Origin of the sequence: Thauera sp. GDN1 (genome assembly GCF_029223545.1) — a bacterium.
GTDB lineage: Bacteria > Pseudomonadota > Gammaproteobacteria > Burkholderiales > Rhodocyclaceae > Thauera.
Genome location: NZ_CP097870.1, coordinates 2649707 through 2666324, shown reverse-complemented (window position 1 = coordinate 2666324; position 16618 = coordinate 2649707). Strand labels below are relative to the sequence as shown.

The window sequence follows — 16618 nt, the reverse complement described above, 5'->3', positions numbered from 1 at the left end:
GATGGTGGGTTGATCGTGTCAGGCCAGTCTGAATCAGGCGTGGCCGAACAGCCGCCGGAAGAAACCGATGATGCGATCCATCATGACCTTGAACACGACCGCGACCACGTTGATCGAGTCTTCCTTGGCCGGGCGGGGTGCCGGGGTGCTGGTCGACGCCTGTGCGGCGGCCGCGTCCGCGCCCTCGTCCAGCGCTCCGGCCGGCGCCTCGCCGGAGGGCGCTTCCAGGAGATCGCGCACGTTGCCCACGTATTTCTTGATGATTTGCGCAGAAACGCCTTCGATCATGCCGCGACCGACCTGGACGATCTTTCCTGTGAGGTCGACGCTCGATTCACAGTCGATGCGCGTCGAACTGCCCGAGGCGAGCGGCTCCAGCCGGGTAAGGATGGTTCCGCTCACGGTTCCGCCTCCGCGCTCGTTTCCGGCGGCGAGCATCTTGACCACATGCGCGGCTTCATCGCGATCGGCGTAGGTGATAGTGCCCTGGTACTGAGCGCTGACCGCGCCGATCTTGAGCTTGACCGTGCCGATGAACTGGTTCGCATCGACGATTTCCTTGAGGCTGGCACCGGGCATGCAGGCCACCACGTTCTCTGGATCGTTGATGAACGCCCAGACCTTGTCGATGGGTGCGGCGACCTCGAAGCTTTCCTTGATCTCTAGGGCCATGGTGAGCGCCTCTTCCTGTGTCCGATGTTGGGGCCACGTTAACAAGGGGGCGGCGGGCCCGCATCACCCACTTGGATGAAGGAGCGCCGGTCGGGCGCCGCTAGGATTCGCGGCATGACACACGTTTCCTCGACTTGCGAGCGTCTGGCCCTGGGGGCGATGAGCCTCAATGTCCGCCACTGGGGGGTGCCCGATGCGCCGGTGCTCTTCATGCTGCACGGCTGGATGGATTGCTCGATCACCTTCCAGTTCGTCGCCGACAGGCTCGCGAGCACCTTTCACATCATCGCGCCCGATCTTCGCGGCTATGGGCAGAGCACCTGGCTGGGGCGCCCCTATGCCTTCGTCGATCACTACGCCGACCTCGATGTCCTGCTGTCGCACTATGCGCCGCACCGCCCCGTGATGCTTGCCGGGCACAGCATGGGTGCGAACATCGCCTGCAATTACGCGGCGGCCCGCCCCGAGCGCGTCGAGCGTCTCGCGCTGATGGACTTCCTCGGGCGCACGCCTGCGTCCGATATCGGCGCGAGCGACCAGTTGCGCGCCTGGCTGATGGCCGGTGCAGAGGTCCCCGCGGCCCGGTCTTACCCGGATGTCGAGGCCTTCGCAGCCCGGTTGCGCAAGACGAATCCCCGGCTCGATCAGGCCCGAGCGCACTTTCTGGCGCGTCACCTTACCGTAGCGCTTGAAGATGGCAGGGTGGCGATGGCTTGCGACCCCTGGCATCGCCTCCCGGCGCCCTGCGTCTACCACCTGGAAGACTGGTATTCGGCCTGGCGCAAGCTGCGTTCGCCGGTGCTGTTGTTGGTGGCCGACGAAGGCGAGGTGCGCGCGCAGTTCGGAACGAGCGACCCGGAGTATCTCCGACGGCTCGCCTGCTTCGAGCGGGTAAGCGTGGTCGAGGTGTCAGGTAGCGGGCACAACGTCCAGCATGACCGGCCCGAACGGGTTGCAGCCGAGCTGAAGGCCTTTTTCAGCGCCAGCCTCATGCTTAATCCCTATTGATGATGCCCGCGGGCCGCGGACTGCGCAGAATCGTCCGGGCAACGGGGGGCGGCACCTCCGACACGACCTTTTCCGGCTTCTGCATGGAAATCGGATCGACGCTGAACGACGGGCGGCGCGTGCATTGAAGATGCCGCGCCGAAGCCGCACCGCCATCACCACTGGAGCATTCCGATGAAATTCGTCCTGCAGCTCGGCTTCGCCAGCTATCGCCACTACATGGATATTGCCCGCGCGGCCGAAAAGGCGGGATGGGACAGCCTGTCCATGCCCGACAGCCTGTTCTACCCCCAGGCAACCGAATCCGACTACCCGTATGCGGACACGGATGCGATCCGTGGCTACCTGGAGCAGTCGGAGTTCATCGAGCCATTCGTGGCGATGGCCTCCATGGCGGCGGTCACCACGCGCCTGCGCTTCTATCCCGGGGTGCTCAAGGTTCCGGTCCGTCAGCCTCTCATCCTGGCCAAGTCGCTCACCTCGCTTGCGGTGATGTCGGGTGGGCGGATCAGCCTGGGCGCGGGTCTCAGCCCGTGGAAGGAGGACTTCGTCTACAACGGGGTCAACTTCGACAAGCGTGGCGAGATCATGGACGAGTGCCTCGAGATCCTGCGTGCGGCCATGAGCGGCGAGTTCTTCGAGTATCACGGCAGGCACTTCGATTTCGGTCCGCTGCGCATGCGCCCGGTACCAGAGCACCCGGTGCCGATCCTGGTCGGCGGGCACAGCAAGCCGGCCCTGCGTCGCGCCGCGCGCCTCGGTGACGGCTGGGCCTCGGCGAATACCGACCTGGAGACCCTGAGATCGCTGGTTTCGCAGCTCAATGGCTTCCGTGCCGAGTATGGGACGCTCGACCGCGCCGACTACGAGATCCACGGTATCGATTTCAGTGCGAGGACGCTGGACGATTTCCGCCGCCTGCGCGACCTTGGCCTGACGCACGCCGGACTGGTCCCGTGGGACATGAGCTGCGGTCCCGACGACAAGCTCGCCCAGCTCGATGCCATTCGTCGCTTTGGCGACGAGGTGATCGCCCGGATGGATTGATCATGCGAGCCCGGGCCGGTCAGACCGGCTCGAGGCTGCAGAGGCGCAGGCCGGGCTGGCCTTCGAGCGCATTGGCGTCCGCCCCTGCGGTGAGGACGTCGGCGTGCAGCGGTCCATTGCGCAGGCGGGCATGCCCGCCATGACGGCCCTGCATCAAGGCCTGGATTTCGGCGCTGATGGCGAGTGCGACCTCGGCGGGGGTCTCGGCGCCGATGTCCAGCCCGACCGGGCCGAAGATGCTGTCCCGCAGCGCATCGTCGATGCGTGTTCCCCGTGCCGCTGCTTCCTCGATCAGGCGCTGTGCACGGTGGTGTGGCCCGAGCAGTCCGATGAGGCGCGGCCGAACCTGCGCCAGTGCGCAGAACGCCTCGACGTCGCGCGGGAAGTTGTGCGACATCAACAGGACGACGCTGTCGCCGTCGGGTTGCAGGGTGGCCACCGCGTCGCGTGCCGAGCCGATATGGACGGCATCCGCCGCCATGAAACGCTCGCGCACGCCGAACCCGCCGGTTGCAGCAACCACCTGCATGCGCCAGCCGAGTGCGTTGCCGAAGGAGACCAGCGGCACCACGTCGTGGCCAGCCCCGAATATCACGACCTGGAGCGGCGGAGTGAAGATCTCGATGAAGGCGGAGATGCTTCCGTGCGCGGTCTGCTCTGACCAGTCTCCGCCGCAGCCCCGCTCGAGTGCTTGAGCAGCGGCGCGAGCGAGCGCGGTGGCCAGCCATTCCGAGGCGATCCCCGAAGTTCTGGGCGTCTCGCCCTCGATCATCGACACGCGTGCGCCGAGTTGTGCGCTCGCCCCATCCTGGCACGCATACACGGTGGCGATCGCTCCCCGGCGGCGGTGGGTGAGGCAGGCTTGCTGGACACGCATCAGGTGCTCGACGTTTTCGCTGGCGGGCTCGATCAGGACGAGCACCGCACCGTTGCAGCCGAGCGCGAAACCTTCGGCAAGGTCCTCATCCAGCGAGTCGTAAAGCCTGAGGGCGGGGACGCCGTGCGTCATGACGGTGCTTGCCTGCCGGATCACGTCGCGTTCGAGGCAGCCGCCGCTCACCTGCCCCGTCCGCCGGCCGGTCTCGGTGACGAGCATGCGTGCGCCAGGGCGCCGGTAGGCCGAGCCGCGGACTGCGACCACGCTGGCGAGCGCCACAGCCTCGCCTTGGGCGCGTGCATCGTCAAAGGCGTTCGTGATCAGCTGGCGCTCGTTCATTTTCGTTCACCCCGCGTGTGGAGCACCACTCTCGCACACGCCGGCGATCGGCCGCATCACCTCTATGCATTAACAGCGGGTGCGCGGCGGGGCGGTCCGCGATCCCCAGCTCGGCGCTGGAACGGGTCCGTAAATGAATCCCGATTGGCCGCAGGGGAATTTAACTCGATCGGGTGATGCGGCGTCTGCCCGAGCTTGATCAAATGCGGCCATGTCGACGCGGATGGTTGGGCGATGGTCCTGCAATCGTCCGCAGGAGGGGAAACATGAGAGACCTGAAGCCCAAGAGCAAGATCGATTTCTATCTTGAGCGCATGCAGCACCGGGGGTTCACTGCCGAGCAGGTGCTCGAGGGCACGGGGCTGAGGATCGATCGCCTGGACGACCCCCACGGTCGCCCGAAGCCGCCCCAGTATCGCCAGATCATCCTCAACATGCTGTCGCTCACCGGTGATCCGAACCTGGGCATCAGTCTCGGGCAGGAGTTCAAGATCAGCGATCTGGGCATCCTCGGCTATGCCGCGCTCAGTGCGCCAACCCTGAAGGCGTCGCGCGAACTTTATGACCGCTATCGGGATTTGAATGAGCAGCATGTTTTCGCCTCGCGGAACTACATCGCCAACGGGCGGTGGTTCTCCGAGATACAGGACGTTCACCGCCTGACCGATGTACTCCGCTTCGGGATCGAGGAGTTCGTCAGCCAGACCATCGAGCTTGCCTCGTCGCTGACGAATCGCGCCTTTCCCGTGCTGGAGCTCCACCTGACCTATCCGCAGCCTGCGGACATCTCGCGCTACATCCGGCGCTTCAACTGCCCCATCTACTTCAATCAGCCGAGAAACGTGGTGGTTTTCGACATCAACCGGCTTCAGGACCCGATCAGCCTCGCCAACGAGGAGGTGTTCAAGCTGTGCGCACGCAATTGCGAACTGCTTGCGGCCAAGAATCGGGACAAGACGGTACTGGCGGAATCCATCCGCAATTACCTCATGAACAATCCCGGCAATTTCCCGACCCTCGACGAGATGGCCCGGCAGTTGAAGATGGGAGCACGCACGCTGCGCCGCCGCCTGGTCGAGGAAGACATGAGCTACCAGCAGATCCTCGACCAGACCCGGCAGGATCTTGCCGTCCAGTATCTGAAACATACGACGCTGACACCGAAGGAGATCGGCTTTCTGCTCGGCTATAGCAGCGTCAGCAATTTCAGAAGGGCTTTCAAGGGCTGGACGGGCAGGACGCTGTCGGACATGCGCGGTCTCGAAGGCTGATCCGCCGCCTGGTTTCGCATCTCGTGCCGCCTTGCAGGGTGTCCCGAATTGGCATCGCAAAGGCCGCATCCGAAATTCCGGCCCCGCGAGTGCAAGCGCTCGCTTCACTAGACTGGGCGCTGGGCTCATTTCTTCAAACTGGCTGGAGCGCGTCGAATCATGTCAACAAACGATCGGGAAAAGATGGTGAAGCCGGACTACATGTCCGATGCCGACTGGGAAGGGCTCAAGGCTGCGACGGCCTCGCTCGAACGCATCCGCGGCGATGCGAAGGCCGACGTCGAGCGCTATCTCGCCAATCCGGACGGCTGGTCGACCGGCAAGGGGTCACCGTCCGGCCTGCCCACGCTGCTGCTCACCGTGGTCGGTCGCAAATCCGGAGAGAAGCGGACCACGCCCCTGGTCTTTCTCCAGGATGGAGAGAACATGGTGGTGGTGGCCTCGCTTGCGGGTTACGACCAGCATCCGGCCTGGTTCCTCAACGTGACCGCCGATCCGCAGTGCTGGGTTCAGTGCGATCGCAAACGGATGAAGGCGGTCGCCCACCAGGCGAGCGAAGAGGAACGCAAGGCGCTTTGGCCGCGTCTCGTGGCGCTGTTCCCGACCTGGGGCTATTTCCAGTCGCAGACCGATCGTCCGTTCGGGATCGTGGTGCTCGTTCCGACCGGTGAGGCCTGAGGCCGCTCGTAAGGCGGGCATGGATGGCCTCGCCTTCCGTGCCGGGGAAACCGAAGGAGACATCCATGAGCAATGTGAAGTTCGAGCACCTGTTCTCGCCGCTGCAGATCGGTCCGATGCGGGTGCCCAATCGAATTTGTGAAACGACGAACACGATCAACTCGTCGCGCGCCCCAGGGCTGATCGACGAGCACTTCATCGCCCACCACGGCGCGAAGGCCAAGGGGGGCACGGGCTGGATCGGCAGCGAGACGTGGCTGCTGAATCTGCCCTTTCCCGAAGGCGCGCCGGACGAGGTGTCCTTGCGCGGCGGCTTCGGCTGCCGCTTTGCGGCCTATCAGAATCCCGAGTTCATCGAGGGCTGGACGCGCTTCGTGGACGAAATCCACGCCAGCGGTTCGGTCGTGGTGGTCCAGTTGACGCATCTGAACGCCCTGTGGGCACCGTCGCCGGTGCCGGTCGTCGGCGCGCAGGACTACACCCCCCACGTGCTCGGCGATAAGGAGATCGAGTTCCTGATCGAGGGCTACGCCGACGCTGCCGAGGCGGCGATGAAGAGCGGGGCGGACGGGGTGGAGATCCACTGCGCGCACGAGACGGTGGGCTACAGCTTCCTGTCTCCGGTGACGAACCGCCGCACCGACCGGTGGGGCGGGGGGCCGAGGGAGCGCGTCCGTTTCGTGATCGAGGCCTTGCGCCGCGTACGCGCCCGAGTGGGGGACAGGCTTGCCGTCGGTATCCGGATCAACGGGCAGGAGTCGCGTGATGGTGGTTACGACAACCTCGAACTGCGCGAGATGCTCTATTACATCGCGGAGACCGGCCTGCTCGATTTCGTCGACCTCGACGTGGGGCATTGCTGGGGGGCGCCGTCCTACGTGCCCTCGTCCTACCATCCCCATGCCGAATACCGCGAGTTCGGCAAGGCTGCGCGTTCCGACATGTCCGAGCTCGATCGCAAGATCGCCGTCCTGTTCACCGGTCGCATCAACGACCCGGTACTTGCCGAAGAGCTGCTGAAGGGCGGGTTCTGCGACCTGGTGGGGATGGTCAGGGCCGGCATCGCCGATCCCGAGTTCGCCAACAAGGCGCGTGAAGGACGCCTGAGCGAGATCCGCCGCTGCATCGCATGCACGCGCTGCATCGACGAGGCGTCGGAACCGCTGACGATTCCCTACGCACCGACCTGTTCGATCAACCCCGAGATCGGCAACGAGCTGCACTGGCGGGATCACTTCCGCCCCGCGGCGCAGCCGGGGCATGTGGTGGTGGTCGGCGGCGGGGCGGCGGGTTGCGAGGCCGCCAGGATCGCCGCCATGCGCGGCCACAAGGTGACCCTTCTCGAACAGGGCAAGCGCCTCGGCGGCCAGTTGCTGATCGCCGCGCGTGCCCCCGGGCGCGACTCGTTCGAGGACCAGGTCTATTTCGAGGAGAACGCCCTCGAGCGTCTTGGGGTCGAGGTGCGCCTGCAGACCCGCGCCGATGTGGCGATGATCGAGGCGCTCGGTCCCGATGCAGTGGTCGTGGCCACCGGCGCCTTGCCGCGGCGGCCCGACGAGGTGGACGGCATCGATCTGCCGCATGTCGTTCAGGGCTGGGATGTGCTGCTTGGCAAGGTCGAGACCGGAAAGCGCGTGGCGGTCGTGTCCCAGGAGGACTACTACCAGACCCCCTGCGTCGCCGAGTATCTCGCCGCGCAAGGCAGGCAGGTCGAGGTGTTCCACAAGTCGGTCCACCTCGCCACCGAGGTCGCGCGCTACTCCATCGGCATGGTGCTCAAGCGCATGGAGCAGTGCGGGGTGGTGGTCCATCCGAACCGGGTGCTGAAGGCGGTGCGGCCGGACGGGCTCGAGTTCGTGTCGTCCTGGGGCGACCGGACCTACCACGAGCAGGGCTTCGACACCGTGGTGCTGGTGTACGGCGCGATCCAGCAGCCGGCCCTGTACTACCAGTTGCAGGCGGAGGCCGGCATTCCGCGCGTCTTCCTGGCCGGCTCGGCCTGGGTGCCCCGGCGTCTGGCGGAAGCGACCCGCCACGGCGCGGGCGTCGGCATGCTGCTCTGACGCTCCCGCACGGACCAGAGGAAAAGGCCACCGCATCGCGGTGGCCTTTTCCTTTCTTGGGCCGGACTGCGTGTCCGGCCACCGTGCATGTCGGCGCCTGACAAAAAAATACCTGCGCACCCCTTGGGGGACACAGGTCAAAAGGGAGAGAAGGTGCCCCCGGACGATGGCCCGGGGGTGGAACCGCGCAGGCTTACTGTCCGATACGACGCGCCGCTTCGGGACCGAAATCGCGCTCGCTGATCTTGTTCTCGTTCAAGCGGTAGGCGTTCGGTTGTTCGTTGATCAGGTTGAAACCCAGATAGGTTCCCGCGTTCAGGTCGTGGTAGAAGCCCGCGCCAGCCTGCCAGGTGTTCATCTCGTAGGCGTAGAAGTGATTGAGCATCGAGGTCCGCCACATGGCGCCGCGGGCATCGTAGTTGTCGGCCATGACCGGGAACATGGTGTCGGCGTCGATGTACATGACCCGCTTGCCGTACAAGTGGCGGAAGCCCTCCTTCAGCTTGCCCTCGAGCACCCAAACCCGGCGCAGTTCGTAGCGCATGTAGTCGGGTTTGGCGTGTCCCTTCATCAGGAGATCCGAGTACTTGATGTCGGGCGAGTGCACGCGGTAGGCATGGAACGGGATGTAGATCTCCCGCTTGCCGAGGATGTTCCAGTCGTAGCGCTCGGGCGAGCCGTTCCAGATCCGCACCTCGTCGACCGTGATCGAGCCCCCGGTGCCGGGAAAGGACATGTCGAAACCGTAGCCCGGCGACTGGCGGACGCGGCGGGTGCCCGGATCGTAACGCCAGCTCTGGCGCGGCTGCTTCTTGTAGTCGTAGAACTCGACGCCGGTGTTGACCTCGCCGCGGTCGCGCTCGGGAAGCAGGGTTTCGTTCAGGTACCAGGAGGCCGCGCGCTCGCCGACCGGCTCGATCATCCCCGGTTTGTGGCTAGGTCCCATGTTGCGCGATTTGACCCGCCCCCAGTTGATGTTGCCGTTGGCGATGACGTAGGCGTTATCCGAGATCAGCTCCTCGGTGTAGGCGCGGTAGGGGACGGTGATGTTCCAGAGCAACTCGAGGCCATTCTTGGGGAACGGGAACATCACGCCGTTCGTGTATGCATGCACGCCCATGCCGTCGTCGATCAGCTCGGCTTCCGCGGCGTTGCGCTTGGTCGACTCGCACACGGCGTCCGGGTAGCGGAAGTCGCGATGAGTCGGGTACACCGGCATGCGGAAGGTGTCGGGATACTTGGCGAACAGGGCCTTCTGGCCGTCGGAGAGGCGATCGGCATATTGAGTCATGTTCGCGGCGGTGATCTCGAACAGCGGCTTCTCGCCGGCATAGGGGTCGATCGGGTGATTGCCCGTGCCCTTGAAGTCGACGTGCGGCGGCACGCCTAGCCACTTGCCGCTCCATTCCGGGATGCTTCCGTCGGCGTTGCCTGCCTTCTCGGCGCCGATGCAGTTGAGATCCTTGCCGAGGCGTGCGATCTCGTCCGCAGTGGCCTTGGCGTGCACGGTGCCGGCGGCAAGGGGCAGGGCGAGCGCCGCGGCGACCGCGAGGCCGATGAGTCTGGGTTTCATGTTCGATTCCTTGTGTCGGTTCATCGCGGTCAGAAGGTGTATTTCGCGCTCAGCGAGACGTAGTCGCGGTCCGCCATCGTGCGGCCGTTGGCGATGCTCGCCGAGCCGAGGTAGCCGACGTAGGTCAGGCCGACGGTGAAGTTGCCGAGGTATTTGAAGTCGGCACCCAGGGTCAGGCGCTTCTCGTCGCGCCCCATGCCGCTGTAGGCGCTGCCGGCGATATTCTGCGTCCAGATCGCCTTGGTCGACAGGTCCCAGCCGGGGAACACCGCGGGATAGTCGAAGATCGCGCCCAGGCCCATGAGGGTGGAGCCGCGGGTCTGCTCGCCGGTGGCAGTCTTGTACGTGTAGTCGTCGAAGCTGCCGTCGCTGCTGGGGCCGCTGCCGGTGATCGCGAGATCGTCGACGCTGTGGATGCGCTGATGCACGACTTCGCCCATCAGCGTGGTCTGGTGCGCGATCCGCGATGGTCCGAGCATGTAGAGCGCGTTCAGGTTGCCCTGGAAGTAGCTGCCGCGCGCCGGTGCGGCACCGAGCGGGGTCATCACATAAACGGGAGCGTCATCGCGATAGCTCAGCTCGGCGGCCCACTGCACCGCGTCGCCGACCTTCGAGCTCAGGCTCACGCCGGTGAGCTTGATGTCGTCGAAGTAGGCGAGCTTGTAGTACGGCTTGCTGTCCGGCGACGCCTCGCGGCCGAAGCGGGAGAAGGACGAGTAGGTGGTGGTGCCGGTGAAATCGAAGAACATCGCGCCCACGCGGTCGTGGTAGCGGTAGTGGTAGACGCCGAGCTCGGTGGCATCGCTGATCTGGAAGCGCGTGCCGACGCCCCACTGGCCGGAATCGCGCGGCTTGATCTCGCCGGCGAAGTTGACCGCCCTCGGTACGACGACACCGGGCGCCACTTCGACGAAGGTTTGGTCGGGCAAGGAACTGATCACACCAGGAAGCACGCGGTAGAACTCCGCGCCCGGACCGAAGAAGTCCGAGCCGAAGTAGTCGCCCACCGGGTTGAGCCGCGTTTCCTCCCATTTGTATTGGTAGAAGCCGGCCAGGGTCAGCTTGTCGTTGACCGTGAACGAGGCCGACAACTGACCCACCGGCAGATAGCCTTCCTTGGCCTCGGTGCCGGGCACGTTGAACACGGTGGCATCGACCGGCGCCTGACCCTGGCTGATGTTGGGCCAGAACAGGCTCTCGCCCCAGGCCAGCACGTGGCGACCCGCCTTCAGCGACAGGTACTGTTCCTCGCCCACTGCCCAGTTGCCATAGACGTAGGCGTCGAGGATGCGCGACGAGCGGCCGCTGTCGCGGCGCGTGATGGCGGTGAACTCGTCGTGCGGACCGGTCTTGTTGACCGTGCCCGGCGAGTCGTTGTCATTGCTGCCGCGATAGGCGCGGTCGTAGAAGGTGCTCGCGCGCAGCATCGCGCCCAGGTTGTCGTGGCGCAGGCGAAGTTCGCCGAGCACGTTGGTGCGATTGGTGATCAGGCTGCCACGATCGAAATTGCGCGTGCCGTCGTCGTAGTTCAGGTCGTTCAGGAAGGCCTCCGCGGGCTTGCTGAGGCGGCTGGAAAGCGTATGTGACAGCGTCAGCGAATAGGCCAGGGTGGTGTCTTCGCCGAGCTGTATCGTGGGGCCGGCGTGTGCCGGGGATGTCGTGCTCAGGCCAAGCGCCAGCGTGAGTGGCGAAAGGGCGAGCGCCGCCCGCCCTCGGTGTCTCCAGTCCATTCTTCCGGTGGTCATGTCGATCCTCTTTGGTGTTTTCGTCCGGCGTTTTCAGAGTGCAGAGTGCGGCCAGCGAACCGCGGGGAGAGCCTGTCAGCTTGTCACCCCCGATGCATCACCCATTTGGATGATCCTTTTTCACGGCCGTATTTGAGGTCCCAACGGCCGCAATTGAGCCAATCGCCGGGATTTACCGCGGTCGATGATCATTAAACTGGGCTCAACCAGTGTGGGGCGCGGAAAGGGATGCCGACCGTGGTCAGTCGATCGGCCATCGCTTGGTGAGCGTTGCCGCAAGTCCGTCGCCGAGACCCGCATGTTCCGAACCGAACGAGGAATCCGAGATGAATCGTCCCCTCGACGACGTGGTCGTGATCGACCTGACGAGATTGTTCTGTACCGCGTTGAGCGCAGCCTTCCTGGCCGACTTCGGCGCGCGCGTGGTACGCATCGACTCGCTTCCGCTGGCGCCGCATGCGGCGCGGAGCTGGAATCACGAGGCGGATCTGATCCATCGCAACAAGGAGAGCATCGCGCTCGATCTGGCCGGCGACGAGGGCAGGGCGGTGCTGCGCGAACTGGTCGCCAGGGCCGACGTGCTGCTGACCGACTGGAGCGTGCCCGAACTGCGGGCCCTGGGCATCGACCATGACGCTGCCACCGCACTGCGTCCCGACCTGATCTATGGCCGCCTGTCCGGGTTCGGTCCGCTCGGGCCCGACAGCGGGTTGCCGCCGATCGACGAGTTGGCCGCCGCACGTACCGGCATGATGCCGATCCTGCCGCAGCCGGGGCAGCCGCCGGTCCATACGGGGGCCGGGGCCATGCATTCCACCGCAATGCTGGCCTTCGGGATCGTCACGGCCTTGTTCCACCGTGTCGATTCGGGCGAAGGCCAGGCGGTCGATGTATCGCTGTTCGGCGCCAACATGTACGGCGCGGCACTCGACATCCAGGCCTTCCTCGCAATCGGCAAGGGTGACCGCCTGCTCAACCCGATCTCGCGCCTGGACGTCTCGAACCCGATGTCGGGTGCCCTGTACCCGAGCGCCGACGGGCGCTGGGTCACGCTCACCATGCCCGATACCGACCGCTGGTGGCCGATGTTCTCGGCTGCGGTTGGTCTCGCCGCGGACGATCCGCGCTTCGATACGCACGACAAGCGCACCGAGACGAACCGGATCGAGCTGATCCACGCGCTCGAGGCCGCCTTCGCGACACGGCCCGGTGCGCACTGGCGCCAGGTGTTCATGGAGAAGCAGATGTCGGCGGACGTCATCGAGCGCTTCGATTACCCGGCTTCCGATCCGCAGGCCCTGGTGAACCGCTACATCCTCGAGCTCGAGCACCCCAGCTTCGGCGCGGTGAAGAGCCTCGGATTCCCGATTTTCCTGAGCGAAGGCACCGCGCGCCTGGACGCGCTCGCACCCTGCATCGGCCAGCACTCGTCACAGATCCTGCGCGACCTGCTCGGCTATTCGGAAGACGCCGTCCATGCCTGCCGACGCGCCGGCGTGGTGGCATGACGGCAAGCAAAGGAGGCTGACGTGGCACGAGCATTGGAAGGCATGCGCGTCCTCGACCTGACGGTCTGGTTCCAAGGGCCGGTTTCGGCTCAGTATCTGGCCGACTTCGGTGCCGAGGTGATCAAGATCGAACGCCCCCAGGGCGGTGACCAGGCGCGTGGTGTGCGCTCGATCAAGTCGCTCGAGATCGGTGACTGGAACCAGTACTTCCTGGTCATCAATCGCAACAAGAAGAGCGTCGCGCTAGACCTCAAGACCGAGGGGGGCCGCGAGATCATGTACCGCCTGGTGGCCGAATCGGATGTGTTCCTGTCGAATCTCGCGCCCTCCCTGCTCGAGAGCTGGGGCCTGTCGTACGAGAAGCTGAAGTCGGTCAGACCGGACATCATCTACGCCACCAATACCGGCTACGGCCGTCAGGGTGATGTGTCGAAGCCCTCCTTCGACATGACCGTGCAGGCGCTCACCGGGATCATGGCCCGTCTGGGCGAGCCGGGCGAGCCGCCGATCTATCTGGGCATGGGCTCGGGCGACGCCTATGGCGGGATCATGTCCGCGCTGGGCATCGTGCTGGCGCTCTATCAGCGCAAGCGCACCGGACGCGGGCAATGCCTGGATGCTTCTCTGTACGGGGCGCAGCTCTTCCTCGCCGCGCCTTTCCTGCAGTCCTTCCTGGCGGGTAACGAATCCGCGGCGCTGCAGCAATCGCGCAAGCAGGTGGAGAACCCGCTGTGGAACCTGTACCCGACCTCGGGCAAGTGGGTCTATCTGTGCGAGCCGAACGAGGATGCACGCTGGGCCGCGCTGTGCCGTGCCTTCGGTGACGCGCAGCTGGCCGCCGATCCGCGTTTCGCGAGCGCGGCAGGCCGGCGCGAGCACAACGAAGCGCTGATCGAGGTCATCGAGGCGCATGCGCTGCGCCACGACCATGAGGCCCTGATGGACGCGTTCCGCAGGGAAGGGCTGGTGGCGAGTCCGGTCAACAACCTCGCCGACGTCATCCGCGACGAGCAGGCCTGGCGCAACAACTACTTCATGAAGACCTGGTGCGAGGAGGTGCAGCGCGAGGTCGATATCCGTGGATTGCCCATCACCCTGTCGAAGACGCCGGGCGAGGTGCACTGTCTCGGACCGCAGCTCGGCCAGGACACCGAGCTGGTGATGATGGAGCTGCTCGGCTACGAGTGGGACGAGATCGAGACCATGAAGGCGAAGGGTGCAATTCCCTGAGCGTGTCGAACGCAGCGGCGGGCATGAGAACAAGAGAATGGAAGGGCGAGCGATGAGCGTGACTGAGGCAAGCGGCGCAACCGAGTGGAGCGCCTGGGAGCAGGTGGGCGGCGAAGGCCTGGATGACTTCGCCGAGATCATCTACGAGAAGAAGCAGCATCTGCCGAGCGGAGGGCACATTGCCCGCGTATCGCTCAACAAGCCGGACAAGATGAACACGCTCACGCTGGCGACGGTCGATGAGATGTTCCGTGCCTTCTACGATGCCAACCACGACCCGATGGTGGGGGTGATCGTGGTGGCGGGCAAGGGCAAGCACTTCGGCGCCGGCGGGGACGTGGAGTGGGAGCGCTGGGGTCTGCGCGAAGCCTTCTACAACCGTTATCCGCACAACCGCCTGATCCGCCTGTCGCGCAAGCCGGTCATCGCGCAGGTGCAGGGCTACTGCATCGCCGGACACAACCACATGGCCTACTGCTGCGACTTCACCATCGCTGCCGACAACGCGGTGTTCGGCCAGGCCGGCCCGAAGGTGTCTTCGCCAGCGGACGGTTTCTTCGTGCCCTATCTCACCAAGGTGATCGGCGCCAAGAAGGCGCGCGAGATGTGGATGCTGTGCCGCAAGTACAAGGCCGAGCAGGCGCTCGAGATGGGGCTGGTGAACACGGTGGTGGCGCTCGAAGAGCTCGAGACCGAGGTGGATCGCTGGTGCGCCGAGCTGCTCGAGAAGAGTCCCGGCTGCCTGGAGGTGCTCAAGGCCTCGTTCGACCAGGAGATGGAAGGCTATCGGGAATCCTGCGTGACCTCGGCGGCGATGTACCCCGACTGGTTCGATATGCCCGAGGGCAAGGAGGGCGGTGCCGCCTTCCTCGCCAAGCGCAAGCCCGGATTCTGGAAGCTGCGCGAGCGCGAGGCCGGGTTGCGGCAGTCGCTGCTCGACGCCTATCAGAACGAGCATCCATCGGCGGCGGCAGGGGACTGAGCCATGCTGTGTGACAAGGCCTGCATCGTCGGGATTGGCGAAACCCCCTTTTGCCGCAAACCGGGCTCCGGACTGTCGGAGATGGGCATCCAGCTCAAGGCGGCGATGGCGGCGATCGAGGATGCCGGCCTGAAGCCGGCCGACATCGACGGCATCATGCCGTTTCCCAACGTCGGCAAGGCGGAGGCCTTCGCCGCCGAGCTCGGCTGCACCAACCTGCGCTTTGCCGCGACCCTGCACATGGGCGGTGCGGCGCCGGTCGCCTCCCTGCGTGCGGCGGCGATGGCGGTCGCCACCGGAGTGGCCGAGCACGTGCTGGTGCCGGGCGGCTGGAACGGCTATTCGGGTGCCCGGGTGCGCGAGACGGCCGCCAACGACGTCGACTCCATTCCGGGCGGTGCGATCGCGCGCGACTTCTACCTGCCCTTCGGGCTGACCGCGCCGCCGCAGTGGTACGCGCTGATGGCGCGGCGGCACATGTACGAGTTCGGCACCACCGAGGAGCAGCTCGGCGCCGTGGCGATCGCGATGCGCCGCCACGCCCAGCTCAACCCGGCCGCGGTGATGCACGGCAAGCCGCTGGACATGGCGCAGTACCTCGCCTCGCCGATGATCTCGTCGCCCTACCGCCTGTTCGACTGCAGCCTCGAGACCGACGGTGCCGCCGCCTTCATCGTGAGCAGCGCCGAGCGTGCGCGCGACCTTCGGCAGCGCCCGGTATTCATCATGGGCGCGGCGGCGAGCCAGCCCTATCCGGCCGACGAGATCTGCGGCCGCCCGGACTTCCATCGCATCGGGCTCACCACCGCGGCGCCCGAGGCCTTCCGCATGGCGGGTGTCACCCCGCAGGACGTCGATTTCGCGCAGATCTACGACTGCTTCACCTTCGAGGTCATCCAGCAACTCGAGGAAGCCGGGTTCTGCGCGCGCGGCGAGGGCGGCGCCTTCGTCGAGCACGGCGGCATCGAGCTTGGCGGGCGACTGCCCGTGAATACCCATGGCGGCCTGCTGTCGCAGGCCCATGTGCTCGGCATCAGCCACGTCGTCGAGGCGGTGCGCCAGCTGCGCGGCGAGGCCGATGCGCGCCAGGTGCCCGATGCCGAGATCGGCGTGGTGACGGGCTGGGGCGATTTCGGTGATGGCAGCATCGCCATCCTGCGCCGCTGACAATCGGATAGGAGTACGAGATGAGCGAAGTGCCAGCCGGATACGGCAAGCCCCTTCCCGCAGCCACCGGCCTCGCCGGCGAGTTCTACCGATGGTGTGCGCAGGGCGAACTGCGCATCCAGCGTTGCACCGGGTGCGGCCGACATCGGCATGTTCCGCGCGAGATGTGCGCGCATTGCGGATCATCCGAATGGGCGTGGTCGCGCGTGAGCGGACGTGGCAAGGTGTTCTCGTGGACCGAGGTCGTGCGCCCGCTGCACCTGGCCTTTGCGGACGACGCACCCTATGCCCCGGTGATCGTGGAACTCGACGAGGGCGTGCGCCTGCTCACGCGGGTGATCGACCGCGTCCCGGCGGCGCTCGAGATCGGCATGCCGGTGGAACTGGCCCTGACACAGGTGACGGACGGCGTCTGGCTGCCCTTCTTCAGGCGAGCCGGGGATTGAAGGCGGCGGGTT

General features: G+C 65.6%; 14 protein-coding genes. 10 read left to right on the top strand and 4 right to left on the bottom strand.

Annotated features, from left to right (window positions below; genetic code table 11):
* Positions 1 to 33 precede the first annotated feature (33 nt).
* Complete coding sequence (locus CKCBHOJB_RS12205) at positions 34 to 672, bottom strand: SRPBCC family protein (protein WP_281048946.1); 639 nt, start codon at positions 670 to 672, stop codon at positions 34 to 36.
* Positions 673 to 786: 114 nt separating this feature from the next.
* On the opposite strand from CKCBHOJB_RS12205, the gene CKCBHOJB_RS12200 reads away from it, so the two are divergent.
* Entirely contained in the window at positions 787 to 1680 is an 894-nt protein-coding gene (locus CKCBHOJB_RS12200; protein WP_281048945.1) for an alpha/beta hydrolase, read from the top strand.
* 174 nt (positions 1681 to 1854) lie between these two features.
* Complete coding sequence (locus CKCBHOJB_RS12195; RefSeq protein WP_281048944.1) at positions 1855 to 2727, top strand: TIGR03619 family F420-dependent LLM class oxidoreductase; 873 nt, start codon at positions 1855 to 1857, stop codon at positions 2725 to 2727.
* A 19-nt stretch (positions 2728 to 2746) separates the two neighbouring features.
* On the opposite strand, the gene CKCBHOJB_RS12190 is transcribed toward CKCBHOJB_RS12195, so the two are convergent.
* On the bottom strand, positions 2747 to 3943 hold the full coding sequence (locus CKCBHOJB_RS12190; protein WP_281048943.1) for an XdhC/CoxI family protein: 1197 nt from the start codon (positions 3941 to 3943) through the stop codon (positions 2747 to 2749).
* Between the two features lie 266 nt (positions 3944 to 4209).
* On the opposite strand from CKCBHOJB_RS12190, the gene CKCBHOJB_RS12185 reads away from it, so the two are divergent.
* From CKCBHOJB_RS12185 to CKCBHOJB_RS12175, 3 genes are all read left to right on the top strand, one after another.
* The gene (locus tag CKCBHOJB_RS12185; RefSeq protein ID WP_281048942.1) at positions 4210 to 5214 is read left to right on the top strand and encodes an AraC family transcriptional regulator; all 1005 of its coding nucleotides are present in this window, start codon (positions 4210 to 4212) and stop codon (positions 5212 to 5214) included.
* A 183-nt stretch (positions 5215 to 5397) separates the two neighbouring features.
* The gene (locus CKCBHOJB_RS12180) at positions 5398 to 5892 is read left to right on the top strand and encodes a nitroreductase/quinone reductase family protein (RefSeq protein ID WP_281048941.1); all 495 of its coding nucleotides are present in this window, start codon (positions 5398 to 5400) and stop codon (positions 5890 to 5892) included.
* A 65-nt stretch (positions 5893 to 5957) separates the two neighbouring features.
* Positions 5958 to 7955, top strand: a complete 1998-nt coding sequence (locus CKCBHOJB_RS12175) for an FAD-dependent oxidoreductase (protein ID WP_281048940.1) — start codon at positions 5958 to 5960, stop codon at positions 7953 to 7955.
* 193 nt (positions 7956 to 8148) lie between these two features.
* Here CKCBHOJB_RS12175 and CKCBHOJB_RS12170 read toward each other — a convergent pair whose 3' ends face one another.
* Together CKCBHOJB_RS12170 and CKCBHOJB_RS12165 are read right to left on the bottom strand one after the other, a co-directional pair.
* Positions 8149 to 9528, bottom strand: coding sequence for a DUF1329 domain-containing protein (locus CKCBHOJB_RS12170; RefSeq protein ID WP_281048939.1), 1380 nt, complete (start codon positions 9526 to 9528; stop codon positions 8149 to 8151).
* A gap of 29 nt (positions 9529 to 9557) precedes the next feature.
* On the bottom strand, positions 9558 to 11273 hold the full coding sequence (locus CKCBHOJB_RS12165; RefSeq protein WP_281048938.1) for a DUF1302 family protein: 1716 nt from the start codon (positions 11271 to 11273) through the stop codon (positions 9558 to 9560).
* A gap of 326 nt (positions 11274 to 11599) precedes the next feature.
* Here CKCBHOJB_RS12165 and CKCBHOJB_RS12160 point away from each other — a divergent pair, with 326 nt between their 5' ends.
* From CKCBHOJB_RS12160 to CKCBHOJB_RS12140, 5 genes are all read left to right on the top strand, one after another.
* Complete coding sequence (locus CKCBHOJB_RS12160) at positions 11600 to 12781, top strand: CoA transferase (protein ID WP_281048937.1); 1182 nt, start codon at positions 11600 to 11602, stop codon at positions 12779 to 12781.
* A 21-nt stretch (positions 12782 to 12802) separates the two neighbouring features.
* Complete coding sequence (locus CKCBHOJB_RS12155; protein WP_281048936.1) at positions 12803 to 14011, top strand: CoA transferase; 1209 nt, start codon at positions 12803 to 12805, stop codon at positions 14009 to 14011.
* Between the two features lie 52 nt (positions 14012 to 14063).
* The gene (locus CKCBHOJB_RS12150) at positions 14064 to 14993 is read left to right on the top strand and encodes an enoyl-CoA hydratase-related protein (protein ID WP_281048935.1); all 930 of its coding nucleotides are present in this window, start codon (positions 14064 to 14066) and stop codon (positions 14991 to 14993) included.
* 81 nt (positions 14994 to 15074) lie between these two features.
* Positions 15075 to 16160 carry a transporter gene (locus CKCBHOJB_RS12145; protein ID WP_281048934.1) on the top strand — a complete coding sequence of 362 codons (1086 nt, stop codon included), beginning with the start codon at positions 15075 to 15077 and terminating at the stop codon, positions 16158 to 16160.
* A 20-nt stretch (positions 16161 to 16180) separates the two neighbouring features.
* Positions 16181 to 16606 carry an OB-fold domain-containing protein gene (locus CKCBHOJB_RS12140; protein ID WP_281048933.1) on the top strand — a complete coding sequence of 142 codons (426 nt, stop codon included), beginning with the start codon at positions 16181 to 16183 and terminating at the stop codon, positions 16604 to 16606.
* The last annotated feature ends 12 nt before the right edge of the window (positions 16607 to 16618 follow it).